General features: G+C 63.4%; 16 protein-coding genes. 3 read left to right on the top strand and 13 right to left on the bottom strand.

Translation table 11 applies throughout. The features are described 5' to 3' along the window. Positions 1–208: 208 nt before the first annotated feature. Positions 209–2,452: a VanW family protein gene (locus O1W68_RS03915; RefSeq protein WP_269301556.1), complete on the top strand. Its 2,244-nt coding sequence runs from the start codon at positions 209–211 to the stop codon at positions 2,450–2,452. A gap of 12 nt (positions 2,453–2,464) precedes the next feature. Here O1W68_RS03915 and O1W68_RS03910 read toward each other — a convergent pair whose 3' ends face one another. Further along, the gene (locus O1W68_RS03910) at positions 2,465–3,241 is read right to left on the bottom strand and encodes an SGNH/GDSL hydrolase family protein (RefSeq protein ID WP_269301555.1); all 777 of its coding nucleotides are present in this window, start codon (positions 3,239–3,241) and stop codon (positions 2,465–2,467) included. A 203-nt stretch (positions 3,242–3,444) separates the two neighbouring features. Here O1W68_RS03910 and O1W68_RS03905 point away from each other — a divergent pair, with 203 nt between their 5' ends. Next, on the top strand, positions 3,445–3,942 hold the full coding sequence (locus tag O1W68_RS03905) for a flavin reductase family protein (protein ID WP_269301554.1): 498 nt from the start codon (positions 3,445–3,447) through the stop codon (positions 3,940–3,942). Between the two features lie 82 nt (positions 3,943–4,024). Here O1W68_RS03905 and O1W68_RS03900 read toward each other — a convergent pair whose 3' ends face one another. The 8 genes from O1W68_RS03900 to O1W68_RS03865 form a co-directional block, all read right to left on the bottom strand. After that, complete coding sequence (locus tag O1W68_RS03900) at positions 4,025–5,860, bottom strand: acyl-CoA dehydrogenase (protein WP_269301553.1); 1,836 nt, start codon at positions 5,858–5,860, stop codon at positions 4,025–4,027. An 81-nt stretch (positions 5,861–5,941) separates the two neighbouring features. Beyond that, the gene (locus O1W68_RS03895; RefSeq protein ID WP_269301552.1) at positions 5,942–6,565 is read right to left on the bottom strand and encodes a class I SAM-dependent methyltransferase; all 624 of its coding nucleotides are present in this window, start codon (positions 6,563–6,565) and stop codon (positions 5,942–5,944) included. Positions 6,566–6,591: 26 nt separating this feature from the next. Continuing rightward, on the bottom strand, positions 6,592–7,686 hold the full coding sequence (locus tag O1W68_RS03890; protein ID WP_269301551.1) for a DUF4185 domain-containing protein: 1,095 nt from the start codon (positions 7,684–7,686) through the stop codon (positions 6,592–6,594). A gap of 155 nt (positions 7,687–7,841) precedes the next feature. After that, on the bottom strand, positions 7,842–8,000 hold the full coding sequence (locus tag O1W68_RS03885; RefSeq protein ID WP_269301550.1) for a hypothetical protein: 159 nt from the start codon (positions 7,998–8,000) through the stop codon (positions 7,842–7,844). A 106-nt stretch (positions 8,001–8,106) separates the two neighbouring features. Further along, a complete protein-coding gene (locus O1W68_RS03880) occupies positions 8,107–8,778 on the bottom strand; it encodes a TIGR04282 family arsenosugar biosynthesis glycosyltransferase (protein WP_269301549.1) in 672 nt (223 codons plus the stop codon). After that, entirely contained in the window at positions 8,775–9,428 is a 654-nt protein-coding gene (locus O1W68_RS03875) for a glycosyltransferase family 2 protein (RefSeq protein WP_269301548.1), read from the bottom strand. Before O1W68_RS03875 ends, O1W68_RS03880 begins: the two co-directional genes overlap by 4 nt. Then, positions 9,421–10,476, bottom strand: coding sequence for an NAD-dependent epimerase/dehydratase family protein (locus O1W68_RS03870; RefSeq protein ID WP_269301547.1), 1,056 nt, complete (start codon positions 10,474–10,476; stop codon positions 9,421–9,423). Before O1W68_RS03870 ends, O1W68_RS03875 begins: the two co-directional genes overlap by 8 nt. Further along, positions 10,473–11,279: an S-methyl-5'-thioadenosine phosphorylase gene (locus O1W68_RS03865; protein WP_269301546.1), complete on the bottom strand. Its 807-nt coding sequence runs from the start codon at positions 11,277–11,279 to the stop codon at positions 10,473–10,475. The genes O1W68_RS03870 and O1W68_RS03865 overlap by 4 nt, the downstream gene beginning before the upstream one ends. 70 nt (positions 11,280–11,349) lie before the next feature. Between O1W68_RS03865 and O1W68_RS03860 the strand changes: the two genes are divergently transcribed. After that, entirely contained in the window at positions 11,350–12,687 is a 1,338-nt protein-coding gene (locus O1W68_RS03860) for a hypothetical protein (RefSeq protein ID WP_269301545.1), read from the top strand. A 16-nt stretch (positions 12,688–12,703) separates the two neighbouring features. Here the strand turns inward: O1W68_RS03860 and O1W68_RS03855 are convergent, their stop codons facing one another. Genes O1W68_RS03855 through O1W68_RS03840 form a run of 4 tightly spaced genes read right to left on the bottom strand, consistent with a single transcriptional unit; the run spans position 12,704 to position 15,818 of the window. Next, positions 12,704–13,354, bottom strand: coding sequence for a methyltransferase domain-containing protein (locus tag O1W68_RS03855; protein ID WP_269301544.1), 651 nt, complete (start codon positions 13,352–13,354; stop codon positions 12,704–12,706). Continuing rightward, positions 13,351–13,851, bottom strand: a complete 501-nt coding sequence (locus O1W68_RS03850; RefSeq protein WP_269301786.1) for a hypothetical protein — start codon at positions 13,849–13,851, stop codon at positions 13,351–13,353. The genes O1W68_RS03855 and O1W68_RS03850 overlap by 4 nt, the downstream gene beginning before the upstream one ends. After that, positions 13,851–15,128: a molybdopterin-dependent oxidoreductase gene (locus tag O1W68_RS03845; RefSeq protein ID WP_269301543.1), complete on the bottom strand. Its 1,278-nt coding sequence runs from the start codon at positions 15,126–15,128 to the stop codon at positions 13,851–13,853. The genes O1W68_RS03850 and O1W68_RS03845 overlap by 1 nt, the downstream gene beginning before the upstream one ends. Continuing rightward, entirely contained in the window at positions 15,129–15,818 is a 690-nt protein-coding gene (locus O1W68_RS03840) for a hypothetical protein (protein ID WP_269301542.1), read from the bottom strand. Between the last annotated feature and the right edge of the window lie 277 nt (positions 15,819–16,095).

Below are 16,095 nucleotides of genomic sequence, written 5' to 3'. Positions count from 1 at the left end.
AGCTTTTCCAAGCTCCGTTGTAACGCTTCACAAAGATCGCCGATAGTCGTAGTGGCTCCGTACTGCTGCCCGACCCCCGACCCGGCAGCGGTGCGGAGCCACCTACATCTCGATCGAGGTGGCTCGACATCTCCGCGTCGATAGCGGATGCGTAAGCTCGGGCACGACATTCGATCGAAATCGGTGGGGGTTGTGGGAGGGCTTGAACGTGAGCATCGGTGGAGACGGCACAGAACCGCGCAAGGGACAGGAGCCTCCGGCCCCTGAAGGTCCGGTCCCTGAAGATTCGGTAGAGGACACGCAGCCCGAAGAGGTACTGCCGTACGACGCGGTCACCGAGGCCATCACCGTTGTACCTCCCGAGAACGTTGTACCTCCCGAGAACGTTGTACCTCCCGAGAACGTTGTACCTCCCGAGCGGACTTCTTCGAGCCGGCCTTCGCAGGATGAAGAGCCGGCCACTGAAGCTTATTCGGCGGTCCCTCCGAGGCCTGCAGAGCCTGCTGCCGCCCCGGGACCACCTGATCCGCCTATCGCTTCTCCCGACGAAAGTTCGGCAGCGCCCGACCCTGCCGGTGGTGGACCGGTCGGCTCGGATGAGAAGCCTCCGTGGGTGAAGGCTGCAGTCTTGGCGGGCGCTGCGGTGGCGATCTTGGCTGTGTTCTACACCGCGGACTGGTTGTCCTCCAGCGGCGCAGTTCCGCGCGGGGTCACCGTTGCCGGAGTCGACGTCGGAAGTCTCTCGCACGAGGACGCCGAGGCGAAGCTACGTTCGGAGCTCGGCGCACGCGTCGAACAGCCCGTTGTTGTCGAGGCCGGAGATCTGGACCTCGAGTTCGTGCCGGCCGCCGCAGGGCTCGGTGTCGATTGGAATGCGACGCTCGATCGCGCGGGGTCGCAGCCGATCAATCCTTTCACTCGGGTGAGTTCGTTCTTCGGTCATCGCGAGATCGGCGTGCAGTCGACGGTCGATGTTGCCGCGCTCGATGCGACCGTCGAGTCGATTCGTGCGCAGACCGACCGCGCTCCGGTGGAAGGCGACATCGTCTTCGAGGGTGCGACCGCAGTGGGTGTGGCACCCGCTCCCGGCCTGGCGCTCGACGTCGCCGGCGCGCGCGAGGCAATGCAGAAGCGATGGGCTTTCGGGGATGTCGCGGTACCCGTCGAGACCGCTGACGTGACGGTGCACCAGGACGAGGTCGATCGTGTGCTCACCGAGATCGCCGAGCCTGCGGTGTCCGCGCCGGTGGTGTTCACCGGCAAGAACGCTGCAGCCGCGGTGCTGACCCCGGAGGTCGTCGGCCAGGTCGTGTCCTTCGAACCGGGAGAGGACGGGTCACTCGCGGCGCGGTACGACAACGACGCAGCGATTCGTATTCTCGCGCCACAGTTGGCCGCTACCGAGACAGTCGCAAAGGACGCGTCGTTCGTTCTGGGCTCAGGCGCGCCGACCATCGTGCCTGGTGTCGTCGGCGACATGGTGCAGTGGCCGGTGACGCTCGAGCAGTTGCCGACTTTGCTGGCCTCCTCGGACGCCCGAACCACCGCGGCCGTGTACGCACCCGCGCCACCGGCACTGACAACCGAAGGCGCGCAAGCACTCGGCATCAAGGAAGTTGTCGCCGAATACACCACAGGCGGATTCGAGTACGCGTCCGGAGTCAATATCGGACTCACCGCCGATATCGTCAACGGCGCATTGGTGAAGCCAGGAGATACGTTCTCGCTCAACGGGTACACCGGACCACGCGGAACGGCGCAGGGTTTCGTCGAGTCGGGGATCATCGACAACGGGAGACCGGACCGGGCAGTCGGCGGCGGCATCAGTCAGTTCGCGACGACGCTGTACAACGCGTCGTACTTCGGCGGAATGGAAGATGCTGGGCACACCGAGCACAGTTACTACATCAGCAGGTATCCCGAGGCCCGCGAGGCGACGGTGTTCGAGGGCGCCATCGACCTGAAGTTCACCAACCCGAGCAAGACTGGCATCGTCATCGAGTCGTTCGGTACGGGTTCGGATGTGACGGTTCGACTTTGGGGAACGAAGACAGTGGAGGTCGAGTCCAGTACCGGGCCGCGGACCAACCCGACATCTCCCAACACGGTCACGCTCCCTGCCGGTGATCAGTGCGTTCCCTCTGGCGGTGGACCGGGATTCACTGCGAGCAATACCAGGGTGATCACCGATATTGCGTCGGGCAAAGAGATCTCGCGAGAGACTCGAACGGTCAAGTACGATCCGATTCCGATTGTGAAATGCCAGTCACGCGAACCTGATCCGAAGACTGCGGACGCTCCGCAGCCGGCACCCGCACCTCCGGCAGCAGAGTCGGCTGCGCCCCCAGCGGCTGGACCTGCCGCCGAACCTGCTGTGGTCCCTCCAGCCGATCCTCCGGCAGCAGAGCCGGCGGAGCAGCCGGCCGCTCTGCCGGAGAGCAGTGAGAACTAGTCGCTTTCGCCGCTAATTCTGTTGCAGCTGGGAACGAAGAAGCATGGTGTGTTTCGGCGCAACGTCGTCGCCGGAGGATGCGCCGCGGAGGCGTCGTGACACCCACGGCGCCGCGAAGGACTTCACCCATTCGGCATTCTCACGCCGCTTCGCGGCGGCCGCGATGGGTGCGAGTGGCTCCAATGGCTCGAGTTCGATCGAATGCGGTACACCGAGGTGATTCAGAACCTCGGATGCCATCCTGATGTGTCCGCGCGTGGACATGTGGAGACGATCCGTGTCCCACATCCGAATGTCGTCGTAGCCGTCGAGGCGCCAGAAGTCGACGAGTTCGACTCCCCGCCGGTCGGCTACTTCCCGCAGGAGTTCGTTGTAGATCGCAGTGCGTCCACGCAGTGTGCGGAACAGCGGTGCCCAGCCCGCGTCGTATCCGGTGAAGGCGACGACCCGCGCGCCGGTGGCGACGAGGTCTGCCAGTGCCGAGTCGTATCTGGCGACGACGCCGTCGATGTCGACCTTGGGCCGCATCAGATCGTTGCCGCCTGCGTAGATGGTGACGAGGTCGGGTGCGGCGTCGACGGCGATGCCGACTTGGTTTTCGATCACCTGGTCGACCAATTTGCCGCGCACCGCGAGGTTGGCATAGCGGAATTCCGGGTTCGTGGCGGCGAGTTGTTCCGCGACGCGGTCGGCCCAGCCCTTGACCCCGTTTGCGCTGGCGAGATCGGCATCGCCGACGCCCTCGGTGAACGAGTCCCCGAGCGCTACGTAGCTGTCGATTCTCGGCACAACATCAACCTCCGTGAGTACTGCTGGCTAGTTACTCGACAGTACGACACCGTCGCGGCGAATTTCATTCCCGACGATCAGGGCGCAGGACTCTCGTCTATCGAAACTCGTATCGTGGACTACGAGGTGTGCTGGCAGGATGACCGAACGTAAGGTCAGATGTCACCACCTGATCACGCTGCTCAGACCAGAACGGATATCTCATGCCTCTCGCCACCACCGAACTCGACAACGGTGTCCTTCGCGCCGCTTTCGGTCAGTTCCCCAGCGGTGTCGTCGCGTTGTGCGCCGAAATCGACGGCTCTCCCGTCGGCATGGCTGCGAGCAGTTTCGTCGCTGTGTCGATGGACCCTCCGCTCGTGGCGTTCTGCGTGCAGAACACGTCGACGACGTGGCCTAGGTTCACTGTCTCGAAGCGCATCGGCATCAGTGTGTTGGGAGAAGCGCACGACGGCGCTGCGCGGACATTGGCCGCCAAGACGGGTAACCGGTTCGAGGGTCTGGAAGTGACGACGACCGAGGACGGCGCCGTCTTCATCGGCGGAGCGAGTATGTGGCTCGACGCCACCGTCACCGAACAAGTACCCGCAGGCGATCATGCGATCGTGCTGATGCGGATCAATGAACTCGAGATCAGAGATGTAGCGCCCATCGTGTTCCACAGCAGTAAGTTCCGCCGCCTCGCAGCCGAAGAGGGATAGCGAGCGGGCAGGAAACAGAGCAGGCAGAGCACAACGGCCGCACCCCCAGGAAGGGATGCGGCCGTTGGTGTACGGGGTCGAATCAGAATGCAGCTTCGTCGAGCTCCATGACGTCGAGGTCCGTGTTGGCGAGGATGCCACGGGTAGCGGTCAGCTGGGGCAGGATGTTCTTGGCGAAGAAGGACGCGACTGCGACCTTGCCCTCGTAGAACGATTTTTCCTTGCCCTCTGCACCGTTGTCGAGTGCCGTGATGGCAATTTCGGACTGACGCAGCAGCAGCCATCCGATGAGCAGGTCGCCGAAGCCCATGAGGAAGCGGACGGATGCGAGGCCGACCTTGTACAGCTCGGTCGGCTGCTCCTGAGCTCCCATGAGCTGCTGGGTCATCGTGGTGACGATTGCTTGCACGTCTTCGAGTGCGGTGGCGAGAAGCGCGCGCTCGGCCTTGAGTCGACCGTTGCCGGCTTCGCTGTCGATGAACGACTTGATCTGGCCGGCGATGTGAGCCAGCGCGACGCCACGGTCACGGGCGATCTTGCGGAAGAAGAAGTCCTGCGCCTGGATGGCCGTCGTGCCCTCGTACAGCGAGTCGATCTTCGAGTCGCGGATGTACTGCTCGATCGGGTAGTCCTGCAAGAACCCGGATCCACCCAGCGTCTGGAGACTCTCCGCCAGCTGGCTGTAGGCGATTTCGGATCCGACGCCCTTGACGATCGGGAGCAGCAGATCGTTGACGCGGTAGGCGATGTCCTCGTCCGCGTCGGATACCTGCTTCGCGGTGACCGGGTCCTGGTGTGCCGCGGTGAAGAGGTACACCGCGCGCAGGCCTTCGGCGTATGCCTTCTGGGTGATCAGGCTGCGACGAACGTCGGGGTGGTGCGTGATGGTGACGCGGGGTGCTGCCTTGTCCGTCATCTTCGTCAGATCGGCGCCCTGGACACGCTCTTTGGCGTAGGCCAGTGCGTTGAGGTATCCGGTGGAGAGGGTGGCGATCGCCTTGGTGCCGACCATCATTCGAGCGTGCTCGATGACGTCGAACATCTGCGCGATGCCCTTGTGGACCTCGCCGACCAGCCAGCCCTTGGCCGGGACGTCGTGGCCACCGAAGGTGAGCTCGCAGGTGGTGGAGACCTTGAGGCCCATCTTGTGCTCGACGCCGGTGACGAAGACTCCGTTGCGCTCGCCGAGTTCGCCGGTCTCGAAGTCGAAGTGCGTGTTCGGCACGTAGAAAAGGCTCAAGCCCTTGGTGCCGGGTCCGGCACCTTCCGGGCGAGCGAGAACCAGGTGCATGGTGTTCTCGAAGAGATCGTCGGAAACGGCCGAGGTGATGAACCGCTTGACGCCTTCGATGTGCCAGGAGCCGTCTTCCTGCTTGATGGCCTTGGTGCGGCCTGCGCCGACGTCGGATCCGGCGTCGGGCTCGGTGAGCACCATAGTGGCGCCCCACTTGCGCTCGACGATGACCTTCGCCCATTCCTTCTGCTCTTCGGTGCCGTTGTTGTAGAGCACGTTGGCGAATCCTGGTCCTGCGGAGTACATGAACGCAGCCGGGTTGGCGCCGAGCAGCAGCTCGTTGAGTGCCCAGCCGAGAGTGCGAGGCGCGGGGATGCCACCGACTTCTTCGTCGAGGCCGACACGCCACCACTCGCCGTCGTACAGCGCCTTGAACGACTTCTTGAAAGCCTCTGGCAGCTTGACGGTGTGAGTGTCGGGGTCGAACACGGGCGGGTTTCGGTCGGATTCGGCGAAGGACTCGGCTACCGGTCCTTCTGCCAGGCGTACGACCTCGCGAAGCATGTCGCGGGCTGCCTCGCCGTCGAGGTCGCCGAAGTTGTTTCCTGCGAGGGATTCGTCGAGCCCGAACAGCTCGAAGAGGTTGAACTCGAGATCCCGGAGGTTGCTCTTGTAATGTCCCATGCTCGTTCTCTCCAAATTTGATGGTGCGGTCTCGGGTAAGTACCGCCCAAGTTAGCTACTCGTCGGTAACATAACTGGATATTACCCCCGTTCATTCCCGCTGCCAAGAGGGGACCTACTCGCGAGTAGTAACGCGTCGATCGCCATGCCGTGATCGGTGTGCCGCAGGCGCTTCTCGCCCCTGGTTGCCACGTCCAAGCCGTCGACATCGGAAGCCAAATCCTCTGGCGTATAAAGTATTTCGGGATCCTGCGGCCCGCCGACGCCGTCGGTGATGTTGAGCGAGTGGTGACCGAGAATCATGAGGATTCCGTCAGGTTTCAGAGCGCCGATTGCGCTGCGAATCACCCGTTTACGTTGTTCCGGGGGTAGATGAAGGTAGAGAACGAGGACCAGGTCATAGTTCGGCTCCGGCGAGAGCTTGGTCACATCGGCATGGACCCAGGTGAGTCGATCTCGCACCGATTTAGGTGATTTCGCGGCGATCCGACGCCCCTTCTCGAGCCCGACGGCCGAGAAGTCGACGGCGGTGACCTCCCATCCGCGGGTGGCCAGCCACAGGGCATTTCTGCCCTCACCGGCGGCAAGGTCCAACGCCCGCCCACGCGGAAGCGTCGTAGCGTATTCGACCAGTGCCTCGTTAGGAGGCGATCCGTAGACCAGGTCGGCGGCCGCATACTTGGTGTCCCACGCTGTTGCATCCATTCCGACGACCATATGTCGCCGAAGCGTCACAACGTGGTGCGCAGCAGCAGAACGTTGTAGTTCTGGTGCACCGTGGCAAGGAAGTAGAGGTCAGGACCCGAGGACCACGGGTGAATATAGGGCGCATATGCACTGCGAAGTTGATTGGTGTCGACGAGCACCTCGGGCGGACTCCACGGGCCGACGGGCGAGGGGGAGCGGCGCATGACGATCGAATCGGAGGAGTCCGTGGTGAGCATCAAGTATTGACCGAGGTACTGGTTGTATGCGACGGACAGCTCGCCGACGTTGTCGACGATGGGAGCCGCGAGCGCGGGGTCACCCTTCTTCCACTCGGCGCCGGTCCAGTATTCGTACGCGGGGAGGTTCAGGATGTCTTTTTCGAGTACGCGCGAGACGTGGCCGAGGTTGCCGCGTCCGGGAGGCGTGCCGTATTCGTAGACGAACCCGCCGTCCTTCAGGAAGGCGTTCTGCTGGAAATTGCGGCTTCCACCGTCGCTCGGACGCTGAGTCTCCGGGTGGACGGTCCAGTTCTCGCCGTTGTCACCCGATACTGCAATCGAGGAGTAGTTGGTTTCCCAATGCCCGGGCTGACCCCAGTCCTTGACCGACATCAGGCTCATGAACTGATTCTGACCGAGTGCGACACCGGCAGTGGGGATGCGGCTGATCTCGACGAAGGGAATCTTGGGGCTCGGTACGAGTTCCTTGGCCTGTCCGAGCGGGTCCTTGACGATGCTGTCGAAGCTCATGCCATCGGCCAGGTTGCCGTCGTGACTTCGCACGAGTGAGTTGCTGCGCCAAGACCACAGGCTCCCCTGCAGTAGGTTCGGCAGCCCGAGGCCTGCTGTATCGCCGAAGGCGGTCAAAATCTCGCCATTGCCGTTGTCCCACATGATTCCGAGGTCGGTGCCCAGCATGTTGACGTGCTGTGTCTCGTTCGTGCTGGACATTCCGGTTGCCTGTGCGACGGCCACGGTGCGTCCGGTGAGCTGTGGGAGGCCGAAGACGCCGTTCAGTCCGGGAATCGGATTGACGATGTTCGGATTGGCCGCTGCAGGACCGGCAATCACAAGAGATGTGACCACAACAGCAACAGCGACCGACGTAAAACGTTTCACTAGCCCCCCGGCTTTCCTTCGAGTTCTAACCAGACCGCGGGAAGCATAGCTCGAGGATTAACCTGCCGAGAGGCTTTTTTGTTCTTTCGACAAAGTAAACGGATTGGTATTCGCAGGGAAAACGGGTGTGGAGTCCGTTACTGTCGAGGTGAGGATCAGTCGTGCGGGACGGACTCGTCGACGTCTGCGGTATCCCAGTCCAAAGTCGATCCGAGTTCCTCGGAATCGGCACGACGCGCGACGCGTCCCAGCACGATGGCGACCATGAGGGCCACCACCAACCAGACGGCTATACCGATGAGTATTCCAAGCACATGGTCTTTCTAGCACCGTTATCTGAGAAAGTGCGGAGAAACTAAGCTTTTCGATTGTTGCAATGCGATCGACAGCGGTCACGGATTGGTTACGGAGGGGTAGCGGTTACCTCTGCACATGTCGAACGACCTGCTCGACCGCCTTTCCGAAGCGACTGCCCCCCAGGCACAGAGCCGCGACGGTAGCCAGGTCCGAGGCGTGGTCGACGTCACGCAGAATCGGTAGTGACGCGATGTCCGCGCCCAGTGCTTCGAGAGCCCTGTAAGTATCGATGCCCGTCGTGGGACTCGACATGGTCACCTCGAGGAGCCCGCGAGCGAGCGCGGGATCTGCGATGCCCAATCCCCACCAACCGCCGTCCTCCGCCATGCCGAGCACCGATCGCCCCGGCTCGGTGAGCTGCGTTGCGGCGTCGTTCAGCAGGGTCACCGTCACTTGAGGGGTGTCCATCCCGATCTGAAAGACCGGATTGCCCGACGCCGCAGCGTCCTCGTGCGCGTAGCGAAGCCGCTCGGCGAAACCGTCGCCCCGCTGCCCGATCACGATGTACGACGCCAGTGCGGCAGTTATTTCATCTCCTCGGCTCGCCTGGGCGAGGTCGCCGGTCATGGCGACGATGCGCTCGTCGAAGTCGGCGGCGGATACGGCGTCGAGGGTGTCGAGCAGGGCGGCTGCGGCGATGTCGGCGGCTGAATCGTTGCCGAGGGTTTTCGCGAGTCGGGTTTTCGCGAGTCCGGGTACGGGAGCTTTGGCGACGACGAGGGCGGTTACTTTCACGAGAGCACCTTCCAGAAGTCCCGCACTGCGACGACGGTTCCCGTGACCGAGCCGGACACCTTCGAGGTGCCTGCTGTCCGTGGACTGTAGGAGACCTCGTGTTCGACGACCGTCCAGCCGGCTTTCGAGGCAAGGACGAGCAGTTGTAGCGGGTAGCCGGACCGTCGGTCGGTCACGTCGAGATCGAGAAGTGCTTGGCGTCGTACCGCGCGAATGGCGCCGAGGTCATGGACGGGCAGGTTGTATTTGGTCCGAAGCCGAAGGGCCAGGACGGCATTGCCGATTCGTGCGTGGATCGGTGAGTTTCCGCGGACGGTCTTGCGTCGACCTACGGCGAGGTCCGCGTCTTCGAGGGCGGTGACCAGCAGGGGGAGCTCACGCGGATCCATCGAGCCGTCGCCGTCGAGAACGCACACGACTTCGGTTGTCGCGGCGAGAACTCCGGCATGTACGGCCGACCCGTAACCGGGCACGGACTCTTGCACGACGGCGGCGCCGTGCGTTCGAGCAACCGCCGCAGTGTCGTCCACGGAATTGTTGTCGACGACGATGACGCGGTAGCCCGCGGGCATGTCGGCGAGAACGCCGGGGAGCGAGCCTTCCTCGTTCATACAGGGAATCACCACGGTGACATCGGTCGGCTCAAACACGGGGGGCACCGGTGCCTTCGGCGTCACGAAGAGGGGCGGTTGCGAACTCGCGCAGACCGTCGAACGGCGAGATCGCGGCGTCGAATCCGATTGCGGTGCGGGCCGATTCGGGGCTGGCCACCACATGCCGGACGTCACCGGAGCGGTACTGTCCGGTCACTTCGGGTGCCGGCCCTGCGCAGGCCTGGGATAGCGCGGTTGCGACTTCGCCGATGGTGATCGGATGACCCGAGGACACATTGAGTGCAGTGAATCCGGGCAGGGCGGCCGCGATGGACAGTACGTTCGCCGCTGCGACGTCGGAGACGTGCACGAAGTCGCGCGCCTGCAATCCGTCCTCGTACACCTGCGGTGGGCGTCCGGCTTCGAGCGAGGAGCGGAACATCGCTGCGACGCCGGAATACGGAGTGTTGCGTGGCATGTTCGGTCCATAAACGTTGTGGTAGCGAAGCGCGGTCACCGAGCCGCCGGTGGCGAGGGACCAGGCGAGAGCGTAGTTTTCCTGAGCAAGCTTGCTCGCGGCGTAGGTGCTTCGGGGCTGCAACGCCGAATCCTCGCTCACCAGAGCCCAATCCAAGGTATCGCCGGTGTTCGGGTCGGTGTTGTCGAAGCGACCTTCGTCGAGGTCGGCACGCGTGCGTGGACCGGGCACCACCGTCTTGCCCGCAGCATCGGTGTATCGCCCCTCGCCGTAGACGACCATCGAGGATGCCAGCACCAAGCGTGTGCAACGTGCTTCGGCCATTGCCGAGAGCAGCACGGCGGTGCCGAAATCGTTGTGGCTTGCGTAGGCGGGTGCGTCTGCGGCGTCGACGCCTGCGCCGACGACGGCAGCCTGGTGGCACACGGCGTCGACGCCGGCCAGCACGTCCACGAGCGAGTCGTGGTCACGGACGTCGACCCTCTCGATACCCGGTGTCGGTCGATCGCTTCCGTGCGCGGAGGGAAGAAATGCGTCGATCGCGACGACGTCGTAACTGGGGCTGAGTGCGCCGAGGATGTGTCCGCCGATGAATCCGGCTGCCCCGGTGAGCAAGACGCGAGTCATGGCAACTCGATCGGAAGGTCGACGCCCTCGTGCACGCGGCACGATTCGCAAGGGCCCATCAGTGCAGAGCTGATAGCCGATCGAACCAAGGCCTTCAGTGGTTCGATGTTCTTCTGGAATTCGGCGAACACGTCGACTGCTCGAACACCCTGCCCTGCCTCGATCCCCGCATCGAGGTCGGTCACGAGAGCGATCGGGGCATAACATAATTCGAGTTCACGGGCCAATACCGCCTCGGGATGTCCGGTCATGTTGACCAGTGTCCACCCCTGACGGGCATACCACTGGCTCTCGGCGCGGGTGGAGAATCGAGGGCCCTCGACGACAACCATCGTGCCGCCGTCGACGGTCCCGGGTTGCAGTGCCGCGGTGCGTAGGTCGGCGCAGTACGGATCGGCGAATTCGACGTGAATTCCGCCGTTGTCGAAGTAGCTCTGCGTACGCCCGCTCGTTCGATCGACGAGCTGGTCGGGAATCACCACTGTTCCAGGCCCATATTCGGGGAGAAGGCTGCCGACGGCACACGGGGCGAAGATGCGCTGCACTCCGAGCATGCGCAGGGCCCACATGTTGGCGCGATACGGCACCGTGTGTGGGGAGTACTCGTGCCGAGCCCCGTGTCGAGGAAGGAATGCGACGGTGCGGCCGTTTATGTCGCCGATGGTGATGGGCCCGCTCGTCGAACCGTACGGCGTGTCGAGTGTGACCGAGTGCGCATCTTCCCCGAAAAACGAGTAGAAGCCGCTACCACCGATGACCGCGATGTCGGCTCGGTGCGAAGTTGTTGTCGGCGTTGATGTCATTGATTCATTTCCGTCCTCGGTATGCTGGGCCCATCGATGTTCGAGATTTCCACGTGGATCGCAACGTTAGGTGAACGCTATCCGGTATTGGAGAGAATCTATCGCGGCTGTCCTTGCCGTAGCGCTCGTGGCAGTGGCCTTCGTGGTCCCGTATCTGGGCAACGAGCTGATCACGCCGATCATCAACCGCACCCCGCAGCAGGTTCGTGATTTCGCCGATGCCGCACCGCTTTTCGGGTTCCGTGAGCTGCACTTCGGGTGGGGCACGCCGTTCGCGATTCTCATCGCGATCGGGGGCGTCCTGTGGGGGCCCGAGCTCGCGCGCAGACTGTCGTGGCGGATGTTGCTGCCGCTCACTTGGGGTGTGTCGCTGGCGTGGACGATGGCGCTGGCCATGGTCGACGGTTGGCGACGCGGATTCTCGACGCGGTTGTCCTCCACCGACGAGTATCTCCACGAAGTTCCCGACATCACCGATATACCGGCGACGCTGCAGGGCTTTTCCGAGCGCATCCTCGATTACCAGGCCGACTCGTGGACGACGCATGTGTCCGGCCATCCGCCGGGTGCGCTGCTGACGTTCGTGTGGCTGGACCGGCTCGGGCTCAGTGGCGGTGCGTGGGCGGCATGGTTGTGCGTTCTCGTCGGCACCAGCGCCGCTATGGCGCTCATCGTGACCGTCCGTGCCCTCGGTGACGAGACGATGGCGCGTCGTGCAGCCCCGTTCGTGGCGCTTGCTCCCGCGGCTGTCTGGATCGCGGTGTCTGCCGACGCGTTCTACGCCGGTGTGGTGGCGTGGGGTATTGCATTGCTTGCACTTTCGACGCAGAAGAACCGATGGCCTGTATCGCTTGCCGCGGGTGTACTTCTGGGCTTCGGTGTCTATCTCAACTACGGCCTCGGGTTGATGGCACTGCCGGCCGTGGCGGTGCTGGTCGCAAGGCGCGCGTTGTGGCCGGCTGTGTGGTCGCTTCTCGGTGCGCTCGCGGGCGCCCTCGTCGTTGCGGCGATCTTCACCGCCTACGGTTTCTGGTGGTTCGACGGTTACGAGCTCGTCCAGGAGCGTTACTACCAAGGCATCGCGACGGACCGGCCGTTCGAGTATTGGGGTTGGGCCAACTTCGCGGCGCTGTTCTGTGCGCTCGGGATTGCCGTTCCTGCTGCGTTTCCGCGCATCTTCACTCGGGTGCAGCCGATCAATCTTCTGGTCATCGCCGGGCTTGCGGCCGTGGTGATGGCGGACCTGAGTCAGCTGAGCAAGGCCGAAACCGAGCGCATCTGGCTGCCGTTCGCCATGTGGATGCTCCTGGCGCCCGCAGTGCTTCCGCAACGCACGCACCGGTTCTGGTTGGGATTGCAGGTGCTCGTGGCACTTGCAATCAACCACTTGCTCTTCACCAACTGGTGATGCGCTGCGCGGGCGGTTAAGCACGCTCCAACCGTGCGAAGAACCGTCCGTGGATCGGTGCGATATCGACGACGGCGAGACCGGCGGCGTGGGCGATGGCATAAGTTGCGTTGGCGCTGACGCTCGCCCACGCGAACCACTCACCCACCATCGTGTCGGTCTCCCAGCGAACTGTCTGTGGTTGTACTTCGGCGGCACCGGGCGCGTGGACCTCGGCGATGACGGCGCCGTCGGGTCGAATGAGCTCTGCGGCTCGGCGTAGCAACCTGACCGGGTCGCCGCCGATGCCGATGTTGCCGTCGGCCAGCAGGACGCAAGCCCAGTCACCGGCATTGGGTAGAGGCTCGAACAGGTCGCGAAGTACCGCCCGTCCGCCGCGACCGACCGTCAGGTCGACGGCCTTCTTCGAGGTGTCGACCCCCAGCGCGGAGATGCCGCGACGTGCCAGGCCCTCGGTGAGTCGACCGGGCCCACAGCCGAGGTCGAGGGTGGGGCCGTTGCAGTGGCCGATCATCCGGCCGTCGGCGATTCGGTCTTCGCTGCTCGATGCAGGACCACCCATCCAACGCGCAGTGGGCAGCGGCTCGCGAGTTCCGTCCGAGTGCCCCATCCAACAGGGCAAGCCGCAGGAGGCTCTGCTGAACAGTTCGTCCGCCGTTACTCTCACGTCGCTCTCCTGGTCGAGGTCTGTGCGATACGGATCGCGTACACCAGTGCACTGACTCCGAACAGCACCGCTGTCAGTGCCAACCATCGACCGAGATAGGGTTCCTGCGTCAATCCGGTTGCTGTAGTAAATGTTTCGGATCCTTGCTGAATGATTCCGGGGAAGAACAGGACGAACGTCAGCGCAGTGCCCATGAGCGGGATGCGGATGTAGTTGAGCGGGGATACGCGCCAGGCGAGCGCGGGCGCCCGTCCGCGCATCGCGTCCAGTCCGGCAGTGAGCGAGCGGTCGGCGAGCGAATACAGGGGAAAAAGAAGAAGGTCGTGGACGACGATGGCACCGGCGAACCACACTGCAATCGATTGCCACCAGACGTTCCGATTCCAGAACGTCGCTATGCCTGCCACGTAAACCACGTACCCCACCAGCGCCAACGCGAAACACACTGCAAGTAGGTGCAGGGGACGCGCGCCGTAGACGCGGGTGAAGGCCGCCATCACGCGCCCCTGAATTCGATTGCCTTCACCCATTTGGTGTTGTGCACTCCTGGCATCGCCGGGACGATGATCCGCGCGGGGTACCCGTGGTCGGGGGAGAGGTCGACGCCGTTGACCTGCAGTGCGAGTAGCGAATCGGCGTCGAGGACCTGGTTGGATTGCAGTGTGGCCTGACGAAAGGGCCCATTCTCTTCGATCGAGGTAACCTGCGCCGACCGAAGGTTGTCGACGCCTGCTGCCGAAGCGAGGTCACGTAACCGGACGCCGGTCCAGCGCTGAACCGTCGACCATCCTTCGACGCAGGCGATGGGCAGATCGGCGGTGTGTTGCTCCATCCGTAGGAGGGCATCTCTTGTGAATGTCATCGCGCTCGCACCTCCCGTCAGTTCGAGGGTCCAGCTCGCGCCCGTGGTGTCTTCGGTGATCCGGGCTGCGGAGGCTGTGCGGTTGATCTGGAAATCGTTGGGTCCGTCTCCATACGACCGGCCGCGGGGGAGCAGTATGGCGGTGTTGCGGAGTAACCCGCCGGTGGTCTGCCCCACGGTGAGGGCTGCGACGAACAGCGCACCGCCGCCGACGACCGCGAGGGCGCCGCGCCTGCTGATCGTGGGATCGCTGGGGTTCTCGGCGATGAGGTCGGATCCGTCGGGATCGACTTCCTGCTCGGTCTGCTTGTCCTTGAGTACCTGGATGAGCGAGCGGGAGCGGAGAGTGCGAAACATCAACGGCGTCTTGATGATCGCATGTGAGACGAATCCGGCGATGAAGATCCATGCGCCCCAGTAGTGGGCGGTGTAGAAGCTGAAGCCGAAGATGTAGTCGTACTGGATGTTGAGAACTCCGGTGACGATCTCGAACAGGATCCCGCCGACGAGCGCGAGCAGGGAAAGCCGTTCGAGTGCTTCGGAGACCGAGCGGATCGGAGGCGTCACGAACAGCTTGGGTACGACCGACCACAGTTTGGCCAACACGATCGGAACCAGAATCAATCCGAGGCCGACGTGCAGACCTTGGGTGAGCCGGTACAACCACGATGGGTTGGTGGGCCAGTCGAAGTAGGGGAGCCGCAGCCAGCCGACATCTGTCGGAAGGGCTTGGCCGAATTGTGGGCCATACGCTATGTAGGAGGCAAGCCCGGTGAGGATGACGATGGGCAGGCCGGCGAGCAGTACGGCGCCGAAGATGGAGGTGAGCCAGGGGCCTCGGAGCGGACTACGAAACCGTCCGCGCGGGGCCGCCATGTGCGGTGACCTCGCGCGGACGGTTTCGTCGTTCATTTACGCAGTTGCGATGGTGATGGTTGCAACGCCCACGAGCAGGCCGGGGGTGACAGCGTCGGTCTTGAACGTGTCGTTCAGCAGGCCGGCGGCGGTCTCGGAGATCTTGACCTCGGTGCCGGTCAGGATCGCGGTGTCGTTCGGGCCGGTTGCCAACGGCTGCAGTGTGCGGCCGTCGAGGTCGAAGAGAACTGCATCTTCGGCAGCAACGTCACCGTTGACCGTGACGGTTCCGGTGAGAACCGAGGTGCCCGGATCGATGTCGAAGTCGGTGAGCTCGACAACGGTTTCACCTGCGGTCAGCGACAAGCCGCTTCCGTCGTGCATGATCTCACCCTGAACGTAGGGATCGACTGTGCCCGGCTCCCAGTACTTGACGTCTCCACCGGTGATCGGGAAGACGATGGATCCGTCTGCCAGAGTGGCGGTTCCGACAACTCCGGGGGTGAGGCCCAGGGTCGTCAGGGCGCCGGTGAAGCCTGCGTCGAGTGCGACAGCGGTGCTGACGCCGTTGCTGAGGTCATCGACCTCGGCTGCTGGTGCCGGCATTGCCTCAGTGGTCTCGGCGGCAGCGGCCGAAGTGGTGCTGGACTCGGTGCTCGATGAGTCGTCACTCGAGCATGCGGCGAGTGGTACGAGGGTCATTGCGCCGATTGCGGTGGCGGCCATAACTTTACGGATCGAGATCATGTGAGGATCTACCTTTCGTTGGCTCAAGTGTTGAGCGTTGTAGGTAATTCGCCGCAGGGTCCGTTCCGGATGGGTCCGATCTTAGTCCGGTACGTAGTTCCGGCATGCCGAACCGTTGAAATCTCGTATGCGGGCTTCCCGACCCGGACCGAACTGCGCGGCAAATCACCTTGGTAGACAAATGTTCTCATGGAGAAAGGTAGAAATATGTGAAGAATGTCCGATCCGAACATTCGTAGTAGGCCCGAGTCGAGTTCGATACGTGACCGTTGCCGCA

The sequence above is a fragment of the Rhodococcus sp. H36-A4 genome (assembly GCF_027158005.1).
Classification (GTDB): Bacteria; Actinomycetota; Actinomycetes; order Mycobacteriales; family Mycobacteriaceae; genus Rhodococcoides.
This window is presented reverse-complemented; position numbering and strand designations above follow the sequence as displayed.